Raw genomic sequence first — 20295 nt, 5'->3', positions numbered from 1 at the left:
GACCCTCGAACCGTAACATATATAATAGGGCCATCCTCTTTTATGTTTTTACTACTATTTACTTTCATAACGTTTCGTCTGCTCTAATATTAATTCTTCATCCTCAAAATAATTAATTTTCATGGCACGTTTTACATCTGCTAAAGTTTCACTAGCTACCTTTCTTGCCTGGGTGCATCCGGTTTGTAACATCCTATAGATCTCAGGTATATTCTTCTCATACTCTTTTCTACGACTTCGAATTGGTTCTAATTCTTCTTGAAGAACATTATTTAAGAAGCGTTTAACCTTAACATCTCCTAATCCTCCTCGTTGATAATGTTCCTTAAGTTCTTGTAGATTCTTATAATCTGTAAGGTATTTCTTAAAATGCTCCTCCTTGCAAAAAGCATCTAAATAAATGAATACTGGATTATTCTCTACTTCACCTGGATCTTCCACACGAAGATGATTTGGATCGGTAAACATGGACATGACCTTTGCATTCACCTCTTCTTTAGAATCTGATAAATAGATACAGTTATTTAAGGATTTACTCATCTTCGCTTTTCCATCAATGCCTGGAAGTCGTAGACATGCTTTATTGTCCGGTAATAAGATCTCAGGTTCTGCTAAAGTCTCTCCGTACACAGCATTAAATTTATTTACAATCTCTTTTGTTTGTTCTAACATAGGAAGTTGATCTTCTCCAACTGGTACAGTAGTCGCACGAAATGCAGTAATATCCGATGCCTGACTGATTGGATAAGTAAAGAATCCAACTGGAATGCTTGTCTCAAAATTTCTCATCTGGATCTCTGATTTAACCGTAGGGTTTCTCTGAACCCTCGAAACAGTTACTAAGTTCATAAAATATGTCGTGAACTCACATAATTCTGGAATCTGTGATTGAATAAAGATAGTGGACTTACTTGGGTCAATTCCACAAGCCAAGTAATCGAGGGCAACTTCAACAATATTCTGGCGTACTTTCTCAGGATTATCTGCATTATCCGTAAGTGCTTGTGCATCTGCAATCATTATAAATATCTTATCGTATAAACCTGAATTCTGTAATTCTACTCTTCTTTTTAAAGATCCCACATAATGACCCACATGTAATCTTCCAGTTGGCCTGTCTCCTGTTAATATAATTTTCTTCATAATACATACGCCTTCCTTTTCAATGTTTTTTTATACATTTAAATAACAAAAAAACTCCTATCCCAAAAGATAAGAGTCTAGATTCTTATATGCCACCAATGCAATTTATCACATACTATCATATGCTTCCATCATAACGGTTAGGATGTCCGTCAACGCCTACTATTAGTTCGGATTGCCCTCATAAGTCCATTCAATATAAGCTAAAACACTGCATCTCATCACCGCAGCTCTCTGTAGTTTCTCACTTAAATTTACTTCTCTTAATCATCGGTTTCATATTATTATCAATTAATTATTACTGTAATCCTAAATGAAAATATTGTCAAGACCAAAAGCCCAAATAAGACTTTTAACATCCTAACCATTATTAAAATATCTTCTAATAACTCATTTTTCTTCTGCCAGGCTGGAATTAATTCTCTGGTATATCTGCAATACATTACGCTCGGCTTCTAAAATATCAGCTTCCGTTCCATTCCATAATTCAAGGTCCTTTGCAATATAAAATATCATCTTCTCAGATAGGTTGTCCATAAACCTAAGAAGGACATCTCCTGATACACCTTTAAGAGCATTTACAAGAGTATCTTGATCTAAATTTCTTAAGATTAATTGAATCATTCGATTCTCAATCTTTACAAAGAATTCTAATAGATCGGTATTCTTTGAATAACATGTTTGCTTCATATATTTATACCGTATCTCTTGCTTCGTTATCAAGGTCTCATATCTTTCATCTTTACAACATTCATAAAACATTTTTCTCATATCATATCCTAAGTAGGAACACAATACTTCTTCTGTATAATAGGCTGACTTTTTTTCCATAATACAATATATTCCTTTAGCAATCATACGAAACTTTATGTTCTCATTTCTATTTAAATTCTTAGAATAATTCATAAGAATCTCATACACTTCATCTGAATCTAACTTCATTTGATAGGCTTTTATCATAAATTCAACTGCAAAATTTAGATGTTGATCCTCATAATGTTTCTTTATTATCTCACGTTGTAATTCATCGCCTTTCAAGAACTCACTAACTGTTTTTAGCTCCAGTAGATATCTCGCAATATCAAGCATTGCTACTTTTTCATCATAAGATTGTGCCCGAATCTTCCCATGAGATTCCATCATATCCGTTCTACCTAACATATCATCTACCGAAACCTCAAAAAAATCTGCAAGGCTACATAGAATTGCTATATCAGGTATTGAATTATCTGTTTCCCATTTAGATACAGCTGCTGTTGATACACCAATTTCTATTGCCAATTGTTCTTGTGTAAGCTTTTTACTCTTACGTAATCCATATATTATATTTCCAATCTCCATCTTCATTGTAATCCCTCCTTTTTTATAACGGTAGTGTATCATTCGTAAGCTTTTATATCAAACGAGACCTATTCAATAATTCAACTTATAGTTAATATATAAGAAATATTACAATTTCTATTTGATTTATAAGTATTTCGTAGAAATTTTTAACTTCTCGTCTTATATCATTGTAATAATTATACATATACAGGTATTTTTTGTTTATTATTATTGTAATTTTATTCCATTTATGATAATATTGTATTGTAAATAAATTACATTTTTAATTAAATATCGCTTTTATTTTTTTAATTCGTTACGAAAACGATTAAGTTAAATACAAGATATTTTAGTATAAAATAACTAATTAATTCATATTATTATATTACATATATTCACATTTCACAAATATTATTGTTTTTTATTATTTATATCGAAATGCGTTTGCGAAACTTTCGAAAAAAATTTCGACATTTTTTTGTAATGAGACTGTTCTATGACAACAGTTCTTACGATATTTGTACTACCTTCTTGGTAGTATTTATATAAATATTATAAAAATGGGGGATACATTTATGAAGAAAAAGTTAGTAAGCCTATTATTGGTAGTAGTAATGATTTTCTCACTTTGTGCTTGTGGAAAATCGAAAGAAACTTCAACCAAGAAAGCAGAAACCAAAGCTCCAGATGCAACAACAGAAGCAACCGATGACTCAGCAACGAAGACAGACACCTCAGCAAGTACTCTTGCATATAAGGGTGATCTTGGAATCATGCATTTCTCTACTTCAGAAGAATCACAAGGAAATGGTGGTTCAGATGGATTCCGTACAACGATTGCTAGTTGGGAAAAGAAAAACCCAGACATTTCTTTAAAACAAACAGTTTTAGCAAATGCTGATTACAAAACACAGATTGCAACACTTGCTGCTGCTGGTGATTTACCAGACGTATTCTTACTACAAGGTATGAATACAAGAGAATGGGTAAAACAAGGTCTTGTTCTTGATATGACTGATTACATTGCAAAATCACCATATGCAGACAAATATGACAAATCAAAATTCTATCCATTCACAGTAGATGGAAAAGAATATGCAATACCAGCATTAACTGGTGGTACTTGTACTGTAGTTGTATATGACGCAGCATTATGGAAAGAAGCTGGTTTTGATACTTTCCCTGACACTTGGGATAAAGTAAAAGAAGCTTCTAAGTATTTCAAAAAGAAAGGTATTGATACAATCGCATTTGGTAATGGTGGTAAATGGCAAGCAAACTCCTGCTTCTTATCAACACTTGGAGATAGATTTACAGGTCCAGAATGGTTCAAATCTCTAGTTGAAAAGAAAGGTGCTGCTTTCACAGATCAAACTTTTGTAGATGCTCTTAAGTTCACTCAAGATATCTTTAAGAGTGATGTATTCAATAAAGACTTTAATGCTATCACTAACGAAGATGCAAGAGAATATTACATATCAGGAGATGCTGCAGCATTCATCGGTGGTAACTGGGATGTATCTTATATTCAAGCTACATTAAAAGATAAACCACTTTACAATAATACAAAATTTGCAGTTCTTCCTCAACCAGCAGGTGCTACTGGAGATACTGATTCCCATAACATTGGTCTTGGATACGGTATCGCAATCAACGCTAAGTTAAAAGACGATCCTGAAAAATTAGCTGCTGCAATTGATTTAGCTTATACGCTAACTGGTCCAGAATTCGCTAATTATGTAACTGATAAATATGCATTAAGTAGTGTAACAAAAGTTGATAACTTAGATTTAAGTAAATTTGATCAATTTACACAAGATTTCTATAACTATTCTTATGTAGATCACAAACCTTGTGAAATCTATGATTCACTTATTTCAAGTGCCGTTTGGGATGTATTAAATACAGATCTTCAATCTATGTTAAATGGAGATATCTCACCAGAAGACGTAGCAAAGAATGCTCAAGCAGCATACGAGAAAAACTACTAAAATAATTACCAAAAATACTAGGCCTTATCTGAGTATGTTGCTTAGATAAGGCCTAACTACATATTATAGGAGGCGCGATCAATTGTTGAATTCAATTCGACCTAAAAAATGGGTAATTGCTTTATATTTATTATTTCCAATCTTACTCTACGTTTTTGCAGTATTTATTCCACTCATTACTGCAGGTTTTTATAGTTTTTTTGATTGGAAGGGCGGCCCAAATAAGACATTTATAGGATTAGATAATTATGCAACACTCATAAAGGATGACGTCTTCTGGACATCCTTTGGTCATAATATTTATTTAGTATTCGCTTGTATCATTGGACAGATAGGTCTTGCATTTATAATTGTATTGATGATTAACTCACGCTTAGTAAAATTCAAAGCAATTCATCGTACTTTTGGCTTCTTCCCTAGCACCATATCTGCTGTATATATTGGCCTTATATGGCTTATGTTCTACGATTACAAACGTGGAATCCTTAATTGGTTCTTAGAATTAATCGGTAAAGGTGATCAAACGAAAGTATGGTTAAATGAACCAAAACTTGTTATGCTTCTTATTGCAATTCCATTGATATGGCAATTCATCGGTTATTATATGGTTATCATTATCTCTGCTATTTCATCGGTTGATCAAGAAATATTTGAAGTTGCAGAATTAGATGGAGCAAATGCCTTCCAAAGAGCCATTTATGTAATCGTTCCGTTAATCAAGAATACATTACTTGTCTGTGTAACACTGTGTGTTGCAGGTAATATGAAAGCCTTCGATCACATTTTTGTTATGACAAAGGGTGGTCCTGGTAATGATTCCATGGTTATGGCTCTCTACGGATACAAGATTTCCTTTGCTCAACAGAATATGGGCTATGGTAGTGCAATATCTATTGGTATCTTTTTTGTCAGCTTATTAGTAATTGGTGGTGTTCAATTTCTTGTAAAAATGTTAACTAAAGAAAAGGGGGAAATTTAATCTATGAGTGAAAATAAAACTCCTTCAAAAGCAAAAAACCGTCCTGATCACAAGGTTAAGACACGAGTACTTGCTGTATTTTTAAACTTAGTGTTAATCATCTTCTCGTTATCTTGTATCTTTCCTTTGATCTGGTTGTTCTATTCCTCTCTCAAAGAGAAACGAGTATTTAACGCAGATATTATTGGATTACCTAAATCACCTTCATTTAGTAATTATGTAGATATATTATCGAATAAAGATTATCATATATTTGCTTCTTTATTTAACAGTTTTCGAACTACAATTATATCCGTTTCTTTAATTATTATCTGCGGATTTATCGTAGGATACATATTAGCCAGAGTTAAATTTAAAGGAAACCGTTTGTTGTATGTAATTTTCTTAATGGGATTGTTAATCCCAATCCATTCCTTATTAGTACCAATTTATGTTGTATTTAATAATACTGGTCTAAATAATCAATGGTTTACGCTAATTATTCCATATGTCGCTTTCGGACTTCCTATTGCGATTTTCTTAGTTGAAGGATATGTGAAGGCAATTCCGGTAGCGCTTGAAGAAGCAGCTGCAATAGATGGAAGTAGTTTTACTCGAACTCTATTTACTGTAATATTACCTACTTGCAAGCCTATTTTAACAACAGTAGGTATCATTCAGACCTTTGGATGCTGGAATGAATTCTCTTTTGCTTTGGTATTAATTCGAGACCAAGCTCTCCATACCGTACCATTAGCAATGACTCAATTTACAGGTCAATTTAGTTCAGATTATCCTAAGATTATGGCAGCTTTACTTACAACTATGGCTCCAATTATTGTCTTCTACTTTGTATTTAGTAAGCAGATCATTAAAGGTATGGTTGCAGGTGCTGTTAAGGGCTAATGTGAAGAGCTTAATAAACTGAGTAAACTAAATAAGAAGGAATTATCAGAAATTAAAATCGCCAGAAGCCTCTTGATATAAGGGCTATCTGGCGAACTTTTTATTGTTTATTATACTAATTTAACTTACTAACTTAAATCCTATTGTTTATTTAATACAGGCTAAAAATATATAATTAGTTTGAACATTGTTCTAGAGAATTTTTGTTTTAAGTCTAATTGGAATAAGTAAATCTATTTGCTCGAATTTTGACTTCTCTTTGCATGATTGATAATATGTAAAGGCATTCAAATGTTCTTCCAAAGTTCCATTCATACCTAATGGTTCTCTTTCATCAAACTCATAGAGATCATGGTTGCATATCCACTGATAGAATGCCTGCCACTCATGAAAATCTCCCATCTTAATGCAATGTGCTGCATATAAACCACCCTCAAAGTATTTTTTCTGAAGTGATTCAGGTACTTTCATATCCTCAGGAATTGTAACCCAGAATTCATATCCATAGGTCTCACACTCTTCTCTCGGACATGGATTATTAAATCCATAGACTCTTAAGTCAGGCTTCAATTGCTGTAACTTTATACTTCTAATAAAGTCATCCAACTCACCTCCTGCAACCTCTTCTGGATTATCACCTATATAATGACTTGATGCAACTGTTGCAGGTGGCAGATATAGAATTCTAACATCTTTTAAATTATCAAGTATTTCATTTGCTTTGTTCAACTCTTCCATTGGTCGTTCCTCCTTAAACTTAATCTTAGAAAGGCTTAAGGATTCGACAACTTGCATAATTTCATTATCATCTAAAAAATTTAATTTTGCATTTACTCCATTATAATTATTAAGGTAAGATACAAATCTTTGTAATACAGAACGTATTGTAGAAAGTGCAGTAATCTCATGATCTAGAGACATTAGATTCTCCTGAAAGATTTCTACCATTCGATTTTGTTCTGCATCACCAAGAATAACTCCAATCTGCTTTAATGGAATACGAAGTTTTCGCAAGATAATTATCTGCTGCAAACGTATTAGTGCATCTTCATCATAGACACGATAAGCATAATCTTCTTTCTTTTTGCTTTTTAGAATTCCGATTTGTTCATAGTATCTGAGTGTCCTAGTTGTAATATTGAAACCTTTTGATAATTCACTAATTGTCATTAACTCCATTCTATCCTCTCCTTTCCTCCTACAGTATAAAGGACGACGCGACGTCAAAGTCAAGATATATACTAACGTAATCTCTGACATTGCATCTCCTTTACTTGATGTATTGATATTGTAAATAATTATTACAGGAGTAAATAAAGATTCCTGTTAACTATGTATCTTAGACTATCCATTTTTTTCTATTCTAGCACATTGTTATACTGCGTGCATATAAACTTATAAAACGTTTGAAATCATATACTAATCTCTTTCCTAAAATATTATATTAAAAGCCAGAAGCACTTAGAAATAAACTTCTGGCAAATTAATTCAAAGAACTAATATAAAATTTTATCTCAAAACTTTTTGTAACAATTAACTACTCTTCTTAATTATTACTTGCAAACTAGTGGTTTCCTGATTTATTTTTCTTAAATTATTTCATCATCACTTTTCTTAATATAAATTGACCTTCATCCATATCTTTAGGCTTATCAATTCTAATACAGTGAAAACCACATTTATTAATGTAAAAGTTATGATTTCTTCTGCTAAAGATTGGTGTCTCGGTATTCCAAGCTATCGTATCTGGATACATTTCTTCAATCCGTTTCCATACTTTTGTCCCGATCCCCTTATTTTCTACATTTGAATCTAGAAAGATTGTTCCAAGGAAATTCTCTTTATTGGAATTAATCCATAGAATGGTACCTCCAATTAATTCTCCATCTTGATAGATTTTATATGCTGTTGCATGTGGATTAAGCCCCCATTTTCTCAAAAAACTTCCATCATCATATCCTGGCGGGCCTCCAGCTTCTTGCCCTAGATGTATACGGGTATCTTCATCAAATGCTCTTTTCATAATTGAAGTTAATTCTTCAACATCTTCATTTTTCAAAGGTAAAAATATAATATTATCTTGCATATTTACTCTCTCCTTTTATTAATTATTTATTAAGATTAAGGGTCAATGTCTATTGTTGTATTGTTTCCTGATATACAGCGACATCACTGAATACACTAAAATAAGACTTTCTCCTCTTGAGAGTATGATATATCTTTACGTCGCGTCAAAGTCAAGATGATTCTAAGGTTTTAAAATAACCTTAATACAATTATCCTCTTTCTTATCAAAGATCTTGTAAGCATGTTCCCCTTTATCCAAAGAAAGCCTATGTGTAATAATGTCAGTTGCATCGAACTTTTTCTCAACAATTAAATTTAAGATTCGCTCTACATAATTCTGCGCAGGACATTGACCCATTTTCAATGTAATGTTTCTAGCAAAGAAATCACCTAACGGGAAATTATTATATCTTGCGCCATACACTCCAACTAGGGAAACAGTTCCACCTTTCCTTACTGCTTGAGTAGCAATCTCAATTGCTGATTTTGAACCACCTTGTAATTTTAGCATCGTTTCTACTAGTTCAACCTTGGTCATCTTTCCATCCATCCCAACACAGTCTATAACAACATCAGCACCACCATGAGTGATGTCTTTGATATGTTCTCCTACATTATCGTACTCTTCAAAATTTAACGTTTCCACCCCATATTTCTCAGCATGTTTTAATCGATAACCAACATAGTCTACGGCTATCACCCGTTTGGCACCCATGAAGATTGCCCATTTTATAGTGAGTAAACCTACAGGTCCACAACCGAGTACAACAACTGTATCACCACTCTTCACGCCTCCATTTTCCACTCCCCAATAAGAAGTAGGAAGAATATCCGTTAGGAATAATACTTGCTCATCACGTAAGGATTCTGGTACGATCGTAGGTCCTACATTGGCAAATGGAACGCGAAGATATTCTGCTTGTCCACCATCATATCCACCATATGTTTTACTATACCCAAAGATCCCACCAACCTCGCCATTAGCATTGGAATTATCACATTGACTCCATAGATTATGCTCGCAAAACCAGCAATGACCACATGCGATAGGGAATGGCACAATAACTCGATCTCCTTTTTTTACTTTATGAACCTCCTTACCTACCTCTTCTACAATTCCCATTGTCTCATGTCCAAGTACCGAACCATGAGGAAGATTTGGTACCATTCCATGAATTAAATGTAGATCTGAACCACATATTGCCGTTGATGTTACTTTTACAATAATATCATCTGGTTTCTTAATCTTAGGATCCATAACTTCTTTTACCTTAACATTCTTCATTCCTTCATATACAATTGCTTTCATATGTTATCTCCTCTATTTATTCTGAAATTTTGAAATGAAAATAGTTTGGTACTACCTATTATCATGCTATTATTAAGTACTATATCGCCTTTATATAACTACATAGTCTGAGTTATCTTAAATATTATGTACAAAAACGGTGCATAATATAAATATGACAGAAAAGAGGTGACTTATGAAACAAGGAAATTTTAAAAGTAAAGCGCAAAAAACTCCTATTGAAAAACATGAAACTGCTGCTTGGTCAAATAAGGCAAAGCATAAAGCTTCGTCAAATGTAAATATACCTAGTGATATGCAGGTAATGAATGCAAAAGAATATGTAGATGACAATGAAAAATAGAGAAAAGGAGTTCTTCCTTTTCTCTATTTTTTTATTACAATACCTTCTGCTCTGCAAGCTTCGCATAACGATCATAGCGTTCTTTTGCATTCTTAGCAGATTGTTCATATAACTGATCTGCTGTTTCTGGGAATGTAGTTCCAAGTTGTGTGAAACGTATTTCTCCTTTGATAAATTCTAGATAATCAGCACTAGGTGCTTTTGAATCAAGTTGGAATGGATTCTTTCCTTCTTGCTTTAACGCTGGATTATAACGATACAGATGCCAATATCCTGCTTCTACTGCTTTCTTCTCTTCTTTTATGCTAGTTCCCATACCAGTTCGAATACCGTGACTAATACATGGCGCATAAGCAATAATAAGCGCTGGTCCTTTATAACTTTCCGCTTCTGATATTGCTTTGATGGTCTGATTCATATCTGCACCCATCGCAATCTGTGCGACATAGACATTTCCATATGACATTGCCATTAGACCAAGATCTTTCTTAACTTGCTTCTTACCTGACATAGCAAGTTTTGCAACCGATGCTGTCTGTGTGGACTTCGAGCATTGTCCACCTGTGTTAGAATAGATTTCGGTGTCCATAACAAATATCTTGATATTTTCTCCTGTAGATATAACATGATCCAAGCCACCATAACCAATATCATATGCCCATCCGTCACCACCAATGGACCATACGGATTTCTTAATGAGATAATCTTTGTATGCCATGATATTATTTAATGTCTGGTTGGAACTTGTATCTGCTTTCTTTAAAGCTTCCATTACCTTTAATGATGTTTCTTTTGATAGTTCTCCATCATCAACACCATCTAGCCACTCTCCCAGTACTGTCTTTAGACTACTATCGATATCCGATTCTAATGCTTTTGTCACTGATTGTATCAATATGTTACGTGCTTGCTTAGATCCAATCTGTAGACCTAGTCCGAACTCTGCTGCATCTTCAAATAATGGATTAATCCAAGCTGGACCTTTACCATTTGCATCCGTAGAATAAGCAATCGAAGGAGCCGAAGCACCCCAGATAGAAGAGCATCCTGTCGCATTGGAGATCATCATTCGATCACCAAATAGCTGCGTTAATAAACGAATATATGGTGTCTCACCACAACCTGGACATGCCCCATTGAATTCAAGATATGGTCTTACAAACTGACTTCCTTTGACGTTCCATTTACTCATAATATTATCTTTTGCAGTCACTGTCATAGCATATTCCCAATTCTCTGCTTGCTTTTCAATCTCTTCTTCTGCTGGTTGCATGATGAGTGCTTTTCCTTTTGCAGGACAGACATCTGCACAACTACCACAACCAACGCAATCAAGTGGTGCTACTTGTATACGAAATTGCAGGTTTGTAAGTCCTTGTCCAACTGCCTGCTTTGTCTCAAATTCTTCTGGTTTTCTGGAATATTCTTCATCATTTAATAAGAATGGACGTATCGTTGCATGTGGGCAGACATAGGAGCATTGATTACATTGGATACATTTTTCAATCTGCCATTGAGGTAATTGTGGTGCAATTCCACGTTTTTCATAAGCAGTGGTTCCAAGTGGAAATGTTCCATCCACCATATTAGCAAATGCACTGACAGGAAGTTCATCTCCTTCATGCCTTGCCATAGGCATCTGAATATTTGCTACAAAGTCAGGGACTTTCTTTACTTCAGCATTATTATCTTCTGTAGCACTACTCCAGGATTCTGGAACTTCAACTTTAACCAGAGCATCAATTGCTTTATCAATGGCTTGCTGGTTCTTAGTTACAATATCTTCGCCTTTCTTTCCATACATTTTAACAATGGATTCTTTCAGATATTCTACTGCTTTTTCAAATGGAATAACATCCGCTAGCTTAAAGAAAACAGACTGCATAACCATATTAATGCGATTGCCTAATCCAACTTCTGTTGCTATTTTCAATGCATCAATTGTATAAAAAAGAATCTTCTTATCTGCAAGAGTCTTTCTTAAATGTGCTGGTAGCTTCTCGTCAAGTTCCTCTTTACCCCAAGGGCACACTAAGACAAATGTTCCCCCTTTTCTAATACCTTTCAGAACATCATGTTGATAGATAAAGGATTTATTATGACAGGCAATATAATTAGCATTGGAAACAAGATAAGGGGAGCGAATTCTCTCTTTTCCAAATCGAAGATGTGATATGGTGGAACCACCTGACTTCTTACTATCATACGAGAAATATGCTTGTACTTCATTCTCTGAATGATCACCAATTATCTTAATTGCCGATTTATTAGAGCCAACTGTACCATCAGAGCCTAATCCCCAGATTTTGCAACTAATGGTACCCGTAGGTGATGTATCAACCATATCTTCTTCTGGAAGGGAGGTATGTGTCACATCATCAACAATACCAATCGTAAATCGATCCTTTGGAGTATCTAAACTTAGATTATTGTAAACCGCAAGGATCTGTGATGGTGTAGTGTCCTTAGAAGATAAACCATATCTACCACCAACAATGGTTATATCTTTATTTTCCTTGTATGCTTTTAATACATCGAGATATAATGGTTCTCCTGGAGCTCCTGGCTCCTTAGTTCGATCTAGTACTGCAATCTTCTTAATTGATTTAGGAATCTCCTCTAAGAACATACTCTCTGCAAATGGTCGGTATAAGTGCACTTTTAAGCATCCCACTTGATCGCCTTTATCATTTAGGTAATCAACCACTTCTTCAATTGTATCACAAACAGAACCCATAGCTATGATTAATCTAGTTGCATCTTTGGCACCATAATATTCGTATGGCTTATAATTTCTTCCTGTTATCTTACCAAATTGTTTTAAATATTCTTCCACAATTCCTGGAACAGCATTATAATAATTATTCGACATTTCTCTTTCTTGAAAATAGATATCCGGATTCTGTGTCGTTCCCCTTACCACTGGATGTTCTGGGTTAAGTGCTCTATTACGGAATTCTTGTACCGCTTTCATATCAATCATTTGCTTAATGTCATCCATTGCTACTACTTCAATCTTCTGATATTCATGGGAAGTTCGAAATCCATCAAAGAAATGTATAAATGGAACTCTAGATTTAATTGCAGAAAGATGGGCAATCACACCAAAATCCATAACTTCTTGTACATTAGAAGAAGCAAGTAAGGCAACACCTGTTTGACGACAAGCCATAACATCTTGATGATCTCCAAAGATAGATAACGCATGGGTTGCAAGTGTTCTTGCCGTTACATGTAATACCCCTGGTAATAATTCACCTGACATCTTATATAAACTAGGTATCATAAGTAATAATCCTTGGGAAGCGGTATAAGTAGAAGCGAGGACTCCTGCCTGCAATGCACCACGCATAGTGGAGGCTGCGCCTGCTTCGGATTGCATCTCTATTACTTTTACCTCCTGATCAAATACATTCTTTTTTCCATGAGCTGCCCATTCTTCTATCACTTCTGCTATAGTAGTGGATGGAGTGATGGGATAGATTGAGGCTACTTCTGTAAATGCATACGCAGCTGTCGCAGCGGCCTGGTTTCCATCCATTGTTTGTTTTTGTTTCATAATATCTCCTTTCGAATAACATCATACTTAGCTCCTTGTATATTAGGAACCTGAACTGTATTAGTATTTATAAAGATTAGTTAATTATTCAAAAGGGATAAATTTTTTCCTATAAAAAAACAAGGCTTTTCAATTCAACCTTGAAAAGCCTTGTTGTATATATTTTATTCACGTACTTTTATATCTAAAACATCCAAGAAAAACATAAATAATGGAATTCCAAATAGTAATCCCCATATCCCTAAATAGTGTTCGCTTATCAGTAGTATAAGAAATACAATAAATACAGGAATCTTTGTTTTTGCTGACATTAACTTTGGATTCAATACATAAGATTCCAATGCATGTAAGACTATAATCATAACGATAACTTCAATAATTTTTATCGTTCCTCCAATATTAAAAGCCATGATAACTAACGGCACCAAAGAAATAATTACTCCAGCTACTGGAATTAATCCGAGAATAAATATCATAAGTCCAAGTCCTAATGCCTGCGGAAATCCCATTATTGAAAGTGCAATGACAGATAAAAATGAATTAATAAAAGCAATGACAATCTGTAATTCAATTACCTTTCCAAAAGAATTCAAAAAGATATTGCCATAGTGTTTCATATCTCGATATAGAAAAGCGATCTTACTGTGTTCTAGATTTTTGCCGAAAGCTACAATCTCATCTTTTTCTAATAAGAATAAGAAACTGATTAAGAATGAAATGGCAAAATTAAAACTAAATGTTCCAATGGTAGTAGCTAGTTGCAATAGATAGGATGCACCTTCTTTGATGTATAGATTGATTTGTTCTTCTGAAATCAAATTTAGTATATCTAAATTGATTTTCCCTTTTAGTTTATCCACATTAAAAGTAGAGATTAATTGAATGGCATCAATTAATTGCTGTGAGACTTTTGGAATATACATGATACCGGTAACGGTAAAAAATGTGACAATAACGACATACATAATGACTGTGACCAGTTTCCTACTAATATGGATGTGAGAATTGATCTTATCATATAAAAACTTTTGTAATTGACCAAAAATAAACGTAATAATAAAAATAAGTAGCAGTAGATTTAGCATGCCTTTAAATAAATACAAAATTAAACCAGCTAATATAATACTAAATATTCTTTTAACCAGAGAGTGATGAATAAAATTATCGAATTTACTCATTGTAAACACCTTTCTTCCTCAAAATAAGTTGTAAGTTTACCTTTAGCTAAACTTATTTTTGACGGAAAATATATCCTAAGTATACTAGTTACAGTAATAAAAAATATTTCATAAATTATCTTTACTGTACTACATATGATTTCTCACGTCAATTACAGAGTTATTAAGATTTTTTTAATAACTCTCTTATAAAATTAATTATCATAGATAATTACTATCTTACGTGTGCTACATTATAATGCTCTCTTAGCAATGTCCTTTTCCATCAATTGAGCATGAATTCTTTGTATTATCATCTTCAATTGTATCAAGTAGAATAAAGTCTGATATCTCCAAAGTCTTTGTTCCATCTTCTAAGATAAAAAAAGGAATTCCAATTCTACCATCTTCCTTTACTTGTGTAAATAATTCATCATGATCGCGATAAGATAAGAATTCTTTTAAAGTTGCAGTATTGTCTGTAATATTTCTATAATCTAATTCAATATCCTTAGAATTCATAAGTGCTTCTTTCGCTTTTACACAGTCTGGACATATTTCTGTCCCATACATTATTAATTTCATAGTATTAGTCTCCTTAATTATATTATTGCATCTATTATCCCATTAGCTACATGTAATGTCTATTCATACTTATATAAATATCGAAGAACAATGCTTATGTGCAACACTTTTAATCCACAAGTTTTACTTTCAAGCACAATTTAATCCACATTATATGCAGAAAGAACCACAGTTTGACTATAAATAGCTCTAATCCTACTGTGGTTCTTATATTAAGTTCCGCAAAAAGTGCGGTAACATTTATCTGTTTTCTCAGGTACCGTTGTATATTCCTCCTGATCATTGGTATAATCATATGGCTTTGAGATAGCCTCTAAAAGTCTATCCATAACACTATAATCTCCACCCACTGCAGCTTCTAATGCCTCTTCCACTCGGTGATTTCTTGGAATCACCGAAGGATTATTCCTTCTCATCATTTGGTGTACTTCATCCTTGGTCTTGTCTTGGTTCTCCAATCTAACTTTCCACCTATCATACCACTCACCATACTCGCTAACTCCATTTATGATAGAATCTTTTGGCTTATCAAGCGTTAGATTACGAAATGTATTGGTAAAATCGAATTGATTCTTATCCATAATTCGTAGCAGATCTTGAATCAATAACTCATCATCTGAATTCTGCTTATATAGTCCCAATTTTCCTCTCATATTGGTTAACCAATAATCATGAAAAGCCTTTTCATACCCCATTAATGCTAGATTCGCAGTTCTAACGCCTTCCTCCTCCTTCTCACTTAATAAAGGAACTAACGTTTCTGCTGATCTTGCGAGATTCCACTGTCCTATATCTGGTTGATTACCATATGCATATCGTCCATGAGTATCTATCGAGCTTAAAACCGTAGATGGGCTGTAAGTATCCATAAAAGCACAAGGCCCATAATCAATGGTTTCGCCACTAATTGTCATATTATCTGTGTTCATCACCCCATGAATAAATCCTACGGATTGCCATCTTGCAATAAGATATGCTTGTCGATCAATTACCTTTTTCAGAAAATTATGATACCTATTCTCATCCCATTCGATCTCAGGATAGTGTCTTTTAATTGAATAATCCGCTAACTCCCTTAATTCCTCAATGCTTCCTGCTGCTGCGATATATTGAAATGTTCCAACTCGAATATGACTTGCTGCAACGCGAGTTAAAATAGCCCCAGGAAGCACATTTTCACGTATTACTTTCTCTCCTGTTGTAACCACAGCTAAGCTACGAGTAGTTGGAATACCAAGCGCATACATCGCCTCACTAATAATATATTCACGAAGCATTGGTCCAAGCGCAGCTCTTCCATCACCTCTTCGTGAATATGGCGTTTCTCCAGAACCTTTTAGTTGTATATCAAACCTTTCGCCTTTTGGAGTGATATGTTCTCCATATAGAATTGCTCTTCCATCACCTAACATGGTAAAGTATCCATATTGGTGACCTGCATAAGCCTGTGCAAGCGGGTTAGCACCTTGTGGAATCTTATTTCCGGCAAATTCTTTAATAGATTCTTGACTCTGTAACTGATTAGGATTAAGGCCAAGGGATAAGGCTAGTGGAATATTCAATTTAACTAACTGGGGAGACTTCACTGGGGTTGGCTTTAATTTTGTATAAAAAGTTGAGGAGAGTTTAGCATAACTATGATCAAAATTCCAACCTGGATTGTGGTTATTATCTTCACTAAATGATTCTGTCTTTATGAGATGTTCTATCATGTATCCTTACCTTATGTTCCTTTCTTGTTAGTTGTGCCATTATAATTCTATATTACAGAATTTATGACACTCCATGTACATGAGTAAATGATATAAGCATAGTTTCTTCACTTAAAAAGACTTTTATGCTGAAACATTTTTCATACTTATAACCTAAGATAGGATATCAATTCTTTTTTATTCTTCTAATCCAAGTATCTTTTTAACTTTTTTCGTTGAATAACAATAGATGCCAAACTGATATAACATCACAATACCCACAACTAACATCAAAACTGGTATCAAATAAATCTCACCCTTTGTAATCACTCCATCATTCAACTTTAACAACATAATTTCAAATACCAATATAACAAAGCTTCCAAGTACCGTAGGAAGAACATATACCTTCTGAATCTGCTTCTTTAGCAGTTTTGTTAGATAGGAATGATTTGCCCCCAGTTTCTCCAGATCTGAAAACACTTGTCTACTACTTAATCCTACACTCTGGCTTCTTGCATATGAAATAATTCCAACTGCTGCAAGGCAAATAACTGAAACATATAAGAACAGTAATAAGTATACTGCATAGGTTAACATCCCATATTCTTGTTTTAATATCTGAAAATTCGGCTCATATTTCCAATCACTTTCCATGGCTGGATTCTCCGGATCATAAGTGGCCGCCATACAATACATGGAATCTGATTTCGCTGATTCTGCTTTATAATCATCGTAGTTTGCAGAGACGTTCATCTTATCCGACATCTGATCTGCAAATTTTTTATATAATTCATTGGCAAAAGAAACTGCCTGTTTGCCTTTTGTATTATCAAATAAAACTTGCTTAACAGCTAAATACTGTGCAGTCCCAGCTTTTATTCGTCCATAATCCTGATCACTGATTACGAATCTGGCATTTTCATCATATCCTCTTCCATTAACCAAGCATTGATAAGTTAGATTTCCTGCATACTTCATTGGCATATATAACTGTTCCTTATCAAGATATAACTGATCCATATCATCAAAATGATTAAAAATATTCTCCCGAACATTAGGGCTTTGAATCATATAATAAGTCCCCTCTGCCACATCTTTTTTCTGTCCAGTCAATCTTTCATACTGACTCGCGCTGATGCATTCGTATACCACATATTTTTTCTGATAGATTTCTTCTAGTTTTCCACTTTTATCTACGTTATCTCGATTCACACCACTTCCTAGAACTTGAAGAAACCTGGCTTCTCGATAATTCTTTATCTCTACGTTATATTTCATAGCCAAAGCTTCTACCTCTTTTTGTGTAACTTCTTTTGCATCCTCCGTATAAGAATAAGAGTACATATCCTCGTACTGGCCTAATATTTCCTGCATACTGCTATTATTTAACGGAATGTAGAATGCTGAGAATAGCCCTCCCACAACTAAAAGTGTAATTACCATCATATTTCGAACAATTGATCTTCCCATGAATTTTAGCATTCCATAGGAAATCATATTTCTATAATACTTCTGTGGATTCCCTCCTTTTCTGTGACAGGAAACGGAATAGACCATAATTCGATACAATCCGATTAGAACAAGAATGTAAAAAATATTTGTCCAGCCACCAAGATAATGGTGCATAAATCTTATCACAACCGCTGGCAATATGTAGCCTACAAACACCCCTATTACTGACAGAGCAATTCCACTTACTAGATATGTTGATGTTACCATCTTCTTTATAGGTTCTTGTTTTCTTTGTTCATTCAATATATCCATTATGTTCGTTTTCTTCATAAAACGGAATACCATAATCATAATAACAACCGTAATAATTAGGGCATACATAATCCCGAACGTTATTCCTTTTACGGTAAATTCAAAGGAATAGTTGGTAACCCTTTTTGCAATCTGTTCAAACACTTTTCCTATTAGCAATGCCATCAGACTTCCTGCGACTATACCAATCACAGCTGTTTTAAACATGCATCTTGCAATCTCACCTAGCAATGCTTTTTTGATTCTCCCTTTATCCATTCCGAGTGCAAGAAACACTCCCACTTCCTTACTTTTATACCGTAAAAACATACCTGCTGCATAAATAACAAAAATAACACATCCTGCTGCGGCCACGACAAAGATCATGGATACTTGCATTCTGGAGTCTCCGCCTTCTGGAAGTGTTCTCTGTATTAATGGACTATATAGCATAATTAGATAAGAACTAATTAGCATTACTGCAAATCCCACACAGAACTCAAACTGTTGGTAAGGCTCTCTATTCTTTTTCCTTAACTTCTCCCACACCTTATTTACAGTCATGCTCATCACCACCATTCATTGCTCCTAATACTTCTAGAAGTCTATCCATGAACATTCGTTGGCTCCCACTTCTTATCAGCTCTTTGTATATTTTTCCATCCTTCATTACAATCACCCTGTCACAATAACTAGCCGAGAAGCTATCATGCGTTACCATAAATGTGGTTGCCTTCATTTCTTTCTGCGCTTTTACAAATGCTCCGATTACAGCTTCACTAGACTTGCTGTCAAGATTTCCGGTTGGCTCATCGGCAAGAATTAGAAAAGGATTATTCATTAATGCCCTTGCCACGGCAGTTCGCTGTTTTTGTCCACCTGAGATCTCTGCGGGATATTTATCTTTGATATCATCAATACCAAATAGTTTCAATAAATTTTCAGCCTTTTTCTCCATCTCTTCATAAGGCGCTTCATCAATAATTTTTGGAATGCATACATTTTCAAAGACAGTCAGTCCATCTAATAACATAAAGTCCTGGAACACAAATCCTAATTTTTCATTTCTTACTTTTGCAATCTGCTTTTCGTTCAGTTTTGAAAGACTGGTTCCTTTCAGTAAGATTTCACCATTATCGTAAGGGATAAAGCAGGAAATGCAGTTTAGAAGTGTCGTCTTACCACTTCCTGACGGCCCCATCACTGCTACGAATTCTCCTTCCATTACTTCAAAACTTACGTCTTTTAATACCTCATATTTAATTGTTCCACTCTGGTAACTTTTATATAAATGCTTTACCTGTAACATATTTATACCTCCAGTGTTTTTCTTTTATTCTATAATTACTACCTCTCGTTTTCTATCTTGTGAACTTGCAAGTTTGGTATCTATTTAAACAAGTTTTGAACGATACTTTTTGAACCATACTATTACTACTTTTCTAAGGTAATTGCATAATATAAATAGTTTTGATATTAAATTCATTAAAGTAAGTACTTTAATAATCATTTAATTA

At 34.1% G+C, this 20295-nt stretch carries 15 protein-coding genes; 4 read left to right on the top strand and 11 right to left on the bottom strand.

Annotated elements, in window-relative coordinates:
* Positions 1-54 precede the first annotated feature (54 nt).
* Together trpS and bsdtb5_RS02150 are read right to left on the bottom strand one after the other, a co-directional pair.
* On the bottom strand, positions 55-1143 hold the full coding sequence (gene trpS / locus bsdtb5_RS02155; RefSeq protein ID WP_271714413.1) for a tryptophan--tRNA ligase: 1089 nt from the start codon (positions 1141-1143) through the stop codon (positions 55-57).
* A gap of 390 nt (positions 1144-1533) precedes the next feature.
* Positions 1534-2490: a helix-turn-helix domain-containing protein gene (locus tag bsdtb5_RS02150; RefSeq protein ID WP_271714412.1), complete on the bottom strand. Its 957-nt coding sequence runs from the start codon at positions 2488-2490 to the stop codon at positions 1534-1536.
* Positions 2491-3041: 551 nt separating this feature from the next.
* Here bsdtb5_RS02150 and bsdtb5_RS02145 point away from each other — a divergent pair.
* The 3 genes from bsdtb5_RS02145 to bsdtb5_RS02135 all read left to right on the top strand — a co-directional run bounded on the left by bsdtb5_RS02145 (position 3042) and on the right by bsdtb5_RS02135 (position 6321).
* Positions 3042-4457 carry an extracellular solute-binding protein gene (locus bsdtb5_RS02145; RefSeq protein WP_271714411.1) on the top strand — a complete coding sequence of 472 codons (1416 nt, stop codon included), beginning with the start codon at positions 3042-3044 and terminating at the stop codon, positions 4455-4457.
* Between the two features lie 82 nt (positions 4458-4539).
* Positions 4540-5436: a carbohydrate ABC transporter permease gene (locus bsdtb5_RS02140; protein ID WP_271714410.1), complete on the top strand. Its 897-nt coding sequence runs from the start codon at positions 4540-4542 to the stop codon at positions 5434-5436.
* 3 nt (positions 5437-5439) lie between these two features.
* A complete protein-coding gene (locus tag bsdtb5_RS02135) occupies positions 5440-6321 on the top strand; it encodes a carbohydrate ABC transporter permease (RefSeq protein WP_271714409.1) in 882 nt (293 codons plus the stop codon).
* A gap of 192 nt (positions 6322-6513) precedes the next feature.
* On the opposite strand, the gene bsdtb5_RS02130 is transcribed toward bsdtb5_RS02135, so the two are convergent.
* The 3 genes from bsdtb5_RS02130 to bsdtb5_RS02120 form a co-directional block, all read right to left on the bottom strand.
* Positions 6514-7500, bottom strand: coding sequence for an effector binding domain-containing protein (locus bsdtb5_RS02130; RefSeq protein ID WP_271714408.1), 987 nt, complete (start codon positions 7498-7500; stop codon positions 6514-6516).
* Positions 7501-7915: 415 nt separating this feature from the next.
* Positions 7916-8407 carry a GNAT family N-acetyltransferase gene (locus bsdtb5_RS02125; RefSeq protein WP_271714407.1) on the bottom strand — a complete coding sequence of 164 codons (492 nt, stop codon included), beginning with the start codon at positions 8405-8407 and terminating at the stop codon, positions 7916-7918.
* A 162-nt stretch (positions 8408-8569) separates the two neighbouring features.
* Entirely contained in the window at positions 8570-9697 is a 1128-nt protein-coding gene (locus bsdtb5_RS02120) for a zinc-dependent alcohol dehydrogenase (protein WP_271714406.1), read from the bottom strand.
* Between the two features lie 175 nt (positions 9698-9872).
* Here bsdtb5_RS02120 and bsdtb5_RS02115 point away from each other — a divergent pair, with 175 nt between their 5' ends.
* Positions 9873-10040, top strand: coding sequence for a CDIF630_02480 family spore surface protein (locus tag bsdtb5_RS02115; RefSeq protein ID WP_271714405.1), 168 nt, complete (start codon positions 9873-9875; stop codon positions 10038-10040).
* 34 nt (positions 10041-10074) lie between these two features.
* On the opposite strand, the gene nifJ is transcribed toward bsdtb5_RS02115, so the two are convergent.
* The 6 genes from nifJ to bsdtb5_RS02085 form a co-directional block, all read right to left on the bottom strand.
* Complete coding sequence (nifJ, locus tag bsdtb5_RS02110) at positions 10075-13599, bottom strand: pyruvate:ferredoxin (flavodoxin) oxidoreductase (protein ID WP_330611897.1); 3525 nt, start codon at positions 13597-13599, stop codon at positions 10075-10077.
* A 164-nt stretch (positions 13600-13763) separates the two neighbouring features.
* A complete protein-coding gene (locus tag bsdtb5_RS02105) occupies positions 13764-14777 on the bottom strand; it encodes an AI-2E family transporter (protein ID WP_271714404.1) in 1014 nt (337 codons plus the stop codon).
* 246 nt (positions 14778-15023) lie between these two features.
* A complete protein-coding gene (locus tag bsdtb5_RS02100) occupies positions 15024-15341 on the bottom strand; it encodes a glutaredoxin domain-containing protein (RefSeq protein ID WP_271714403.1) in 318 nt (105 codons plus the stop codon).
* A 212-nt stretch (positions 15342-15553) separates the two neighbouring features.
* Complete coding sequence (locus bsdtb5_RS02095) at positions 15554-17053, bottom strand: protein adenylyltransferase SelO (protein WP_271714402.1); 1500 nt, start codon at positions 17051-17053, stop codon at positions 15554-15556.
* A gap of 177 nt (positions 17054-17230) precedes the next feature.
* Positions 17231-19342, bottom strand: a complete 2112-nt coding sequence (locus bsdtb5_RS02090; protein ID WP_271714401.1) for an FtsX-like permease family protein — start codon at positions 19340-19342, stop codon at positions 17231-17233.
* Entirely contained in the window at positions 19329-20087 is a 759-nt protein-coding gene (locus tag bsdtb5_RS02085) for an ABC transporter ATP-binding protein (RefSeq protein WP_271714400.1), read from the bottom strand. The genes bsdtb5_RS02090 and bsdtb5_RS02085 overlap by 14 nt, the downstream gene beginning before the upstream one ends.
* Between the last annotated feature and the right edge of the window lie 208 nt (positions 20088-20295).

The organism is Anaeromicropila herbilytica, from assembly GCF_016591975.1.
GTDB lineage: Bacteria > Bacillota > Clostridia > Lachnospirales > Lachnospiraceae > Anaeromicropila > Anaeromicropila herbilytica.
The sequence above is the reverse complement of the archived record's forward strand: the minus strand, read 5'-3'. Positions and strand labels throughout refer to the sequence as shown.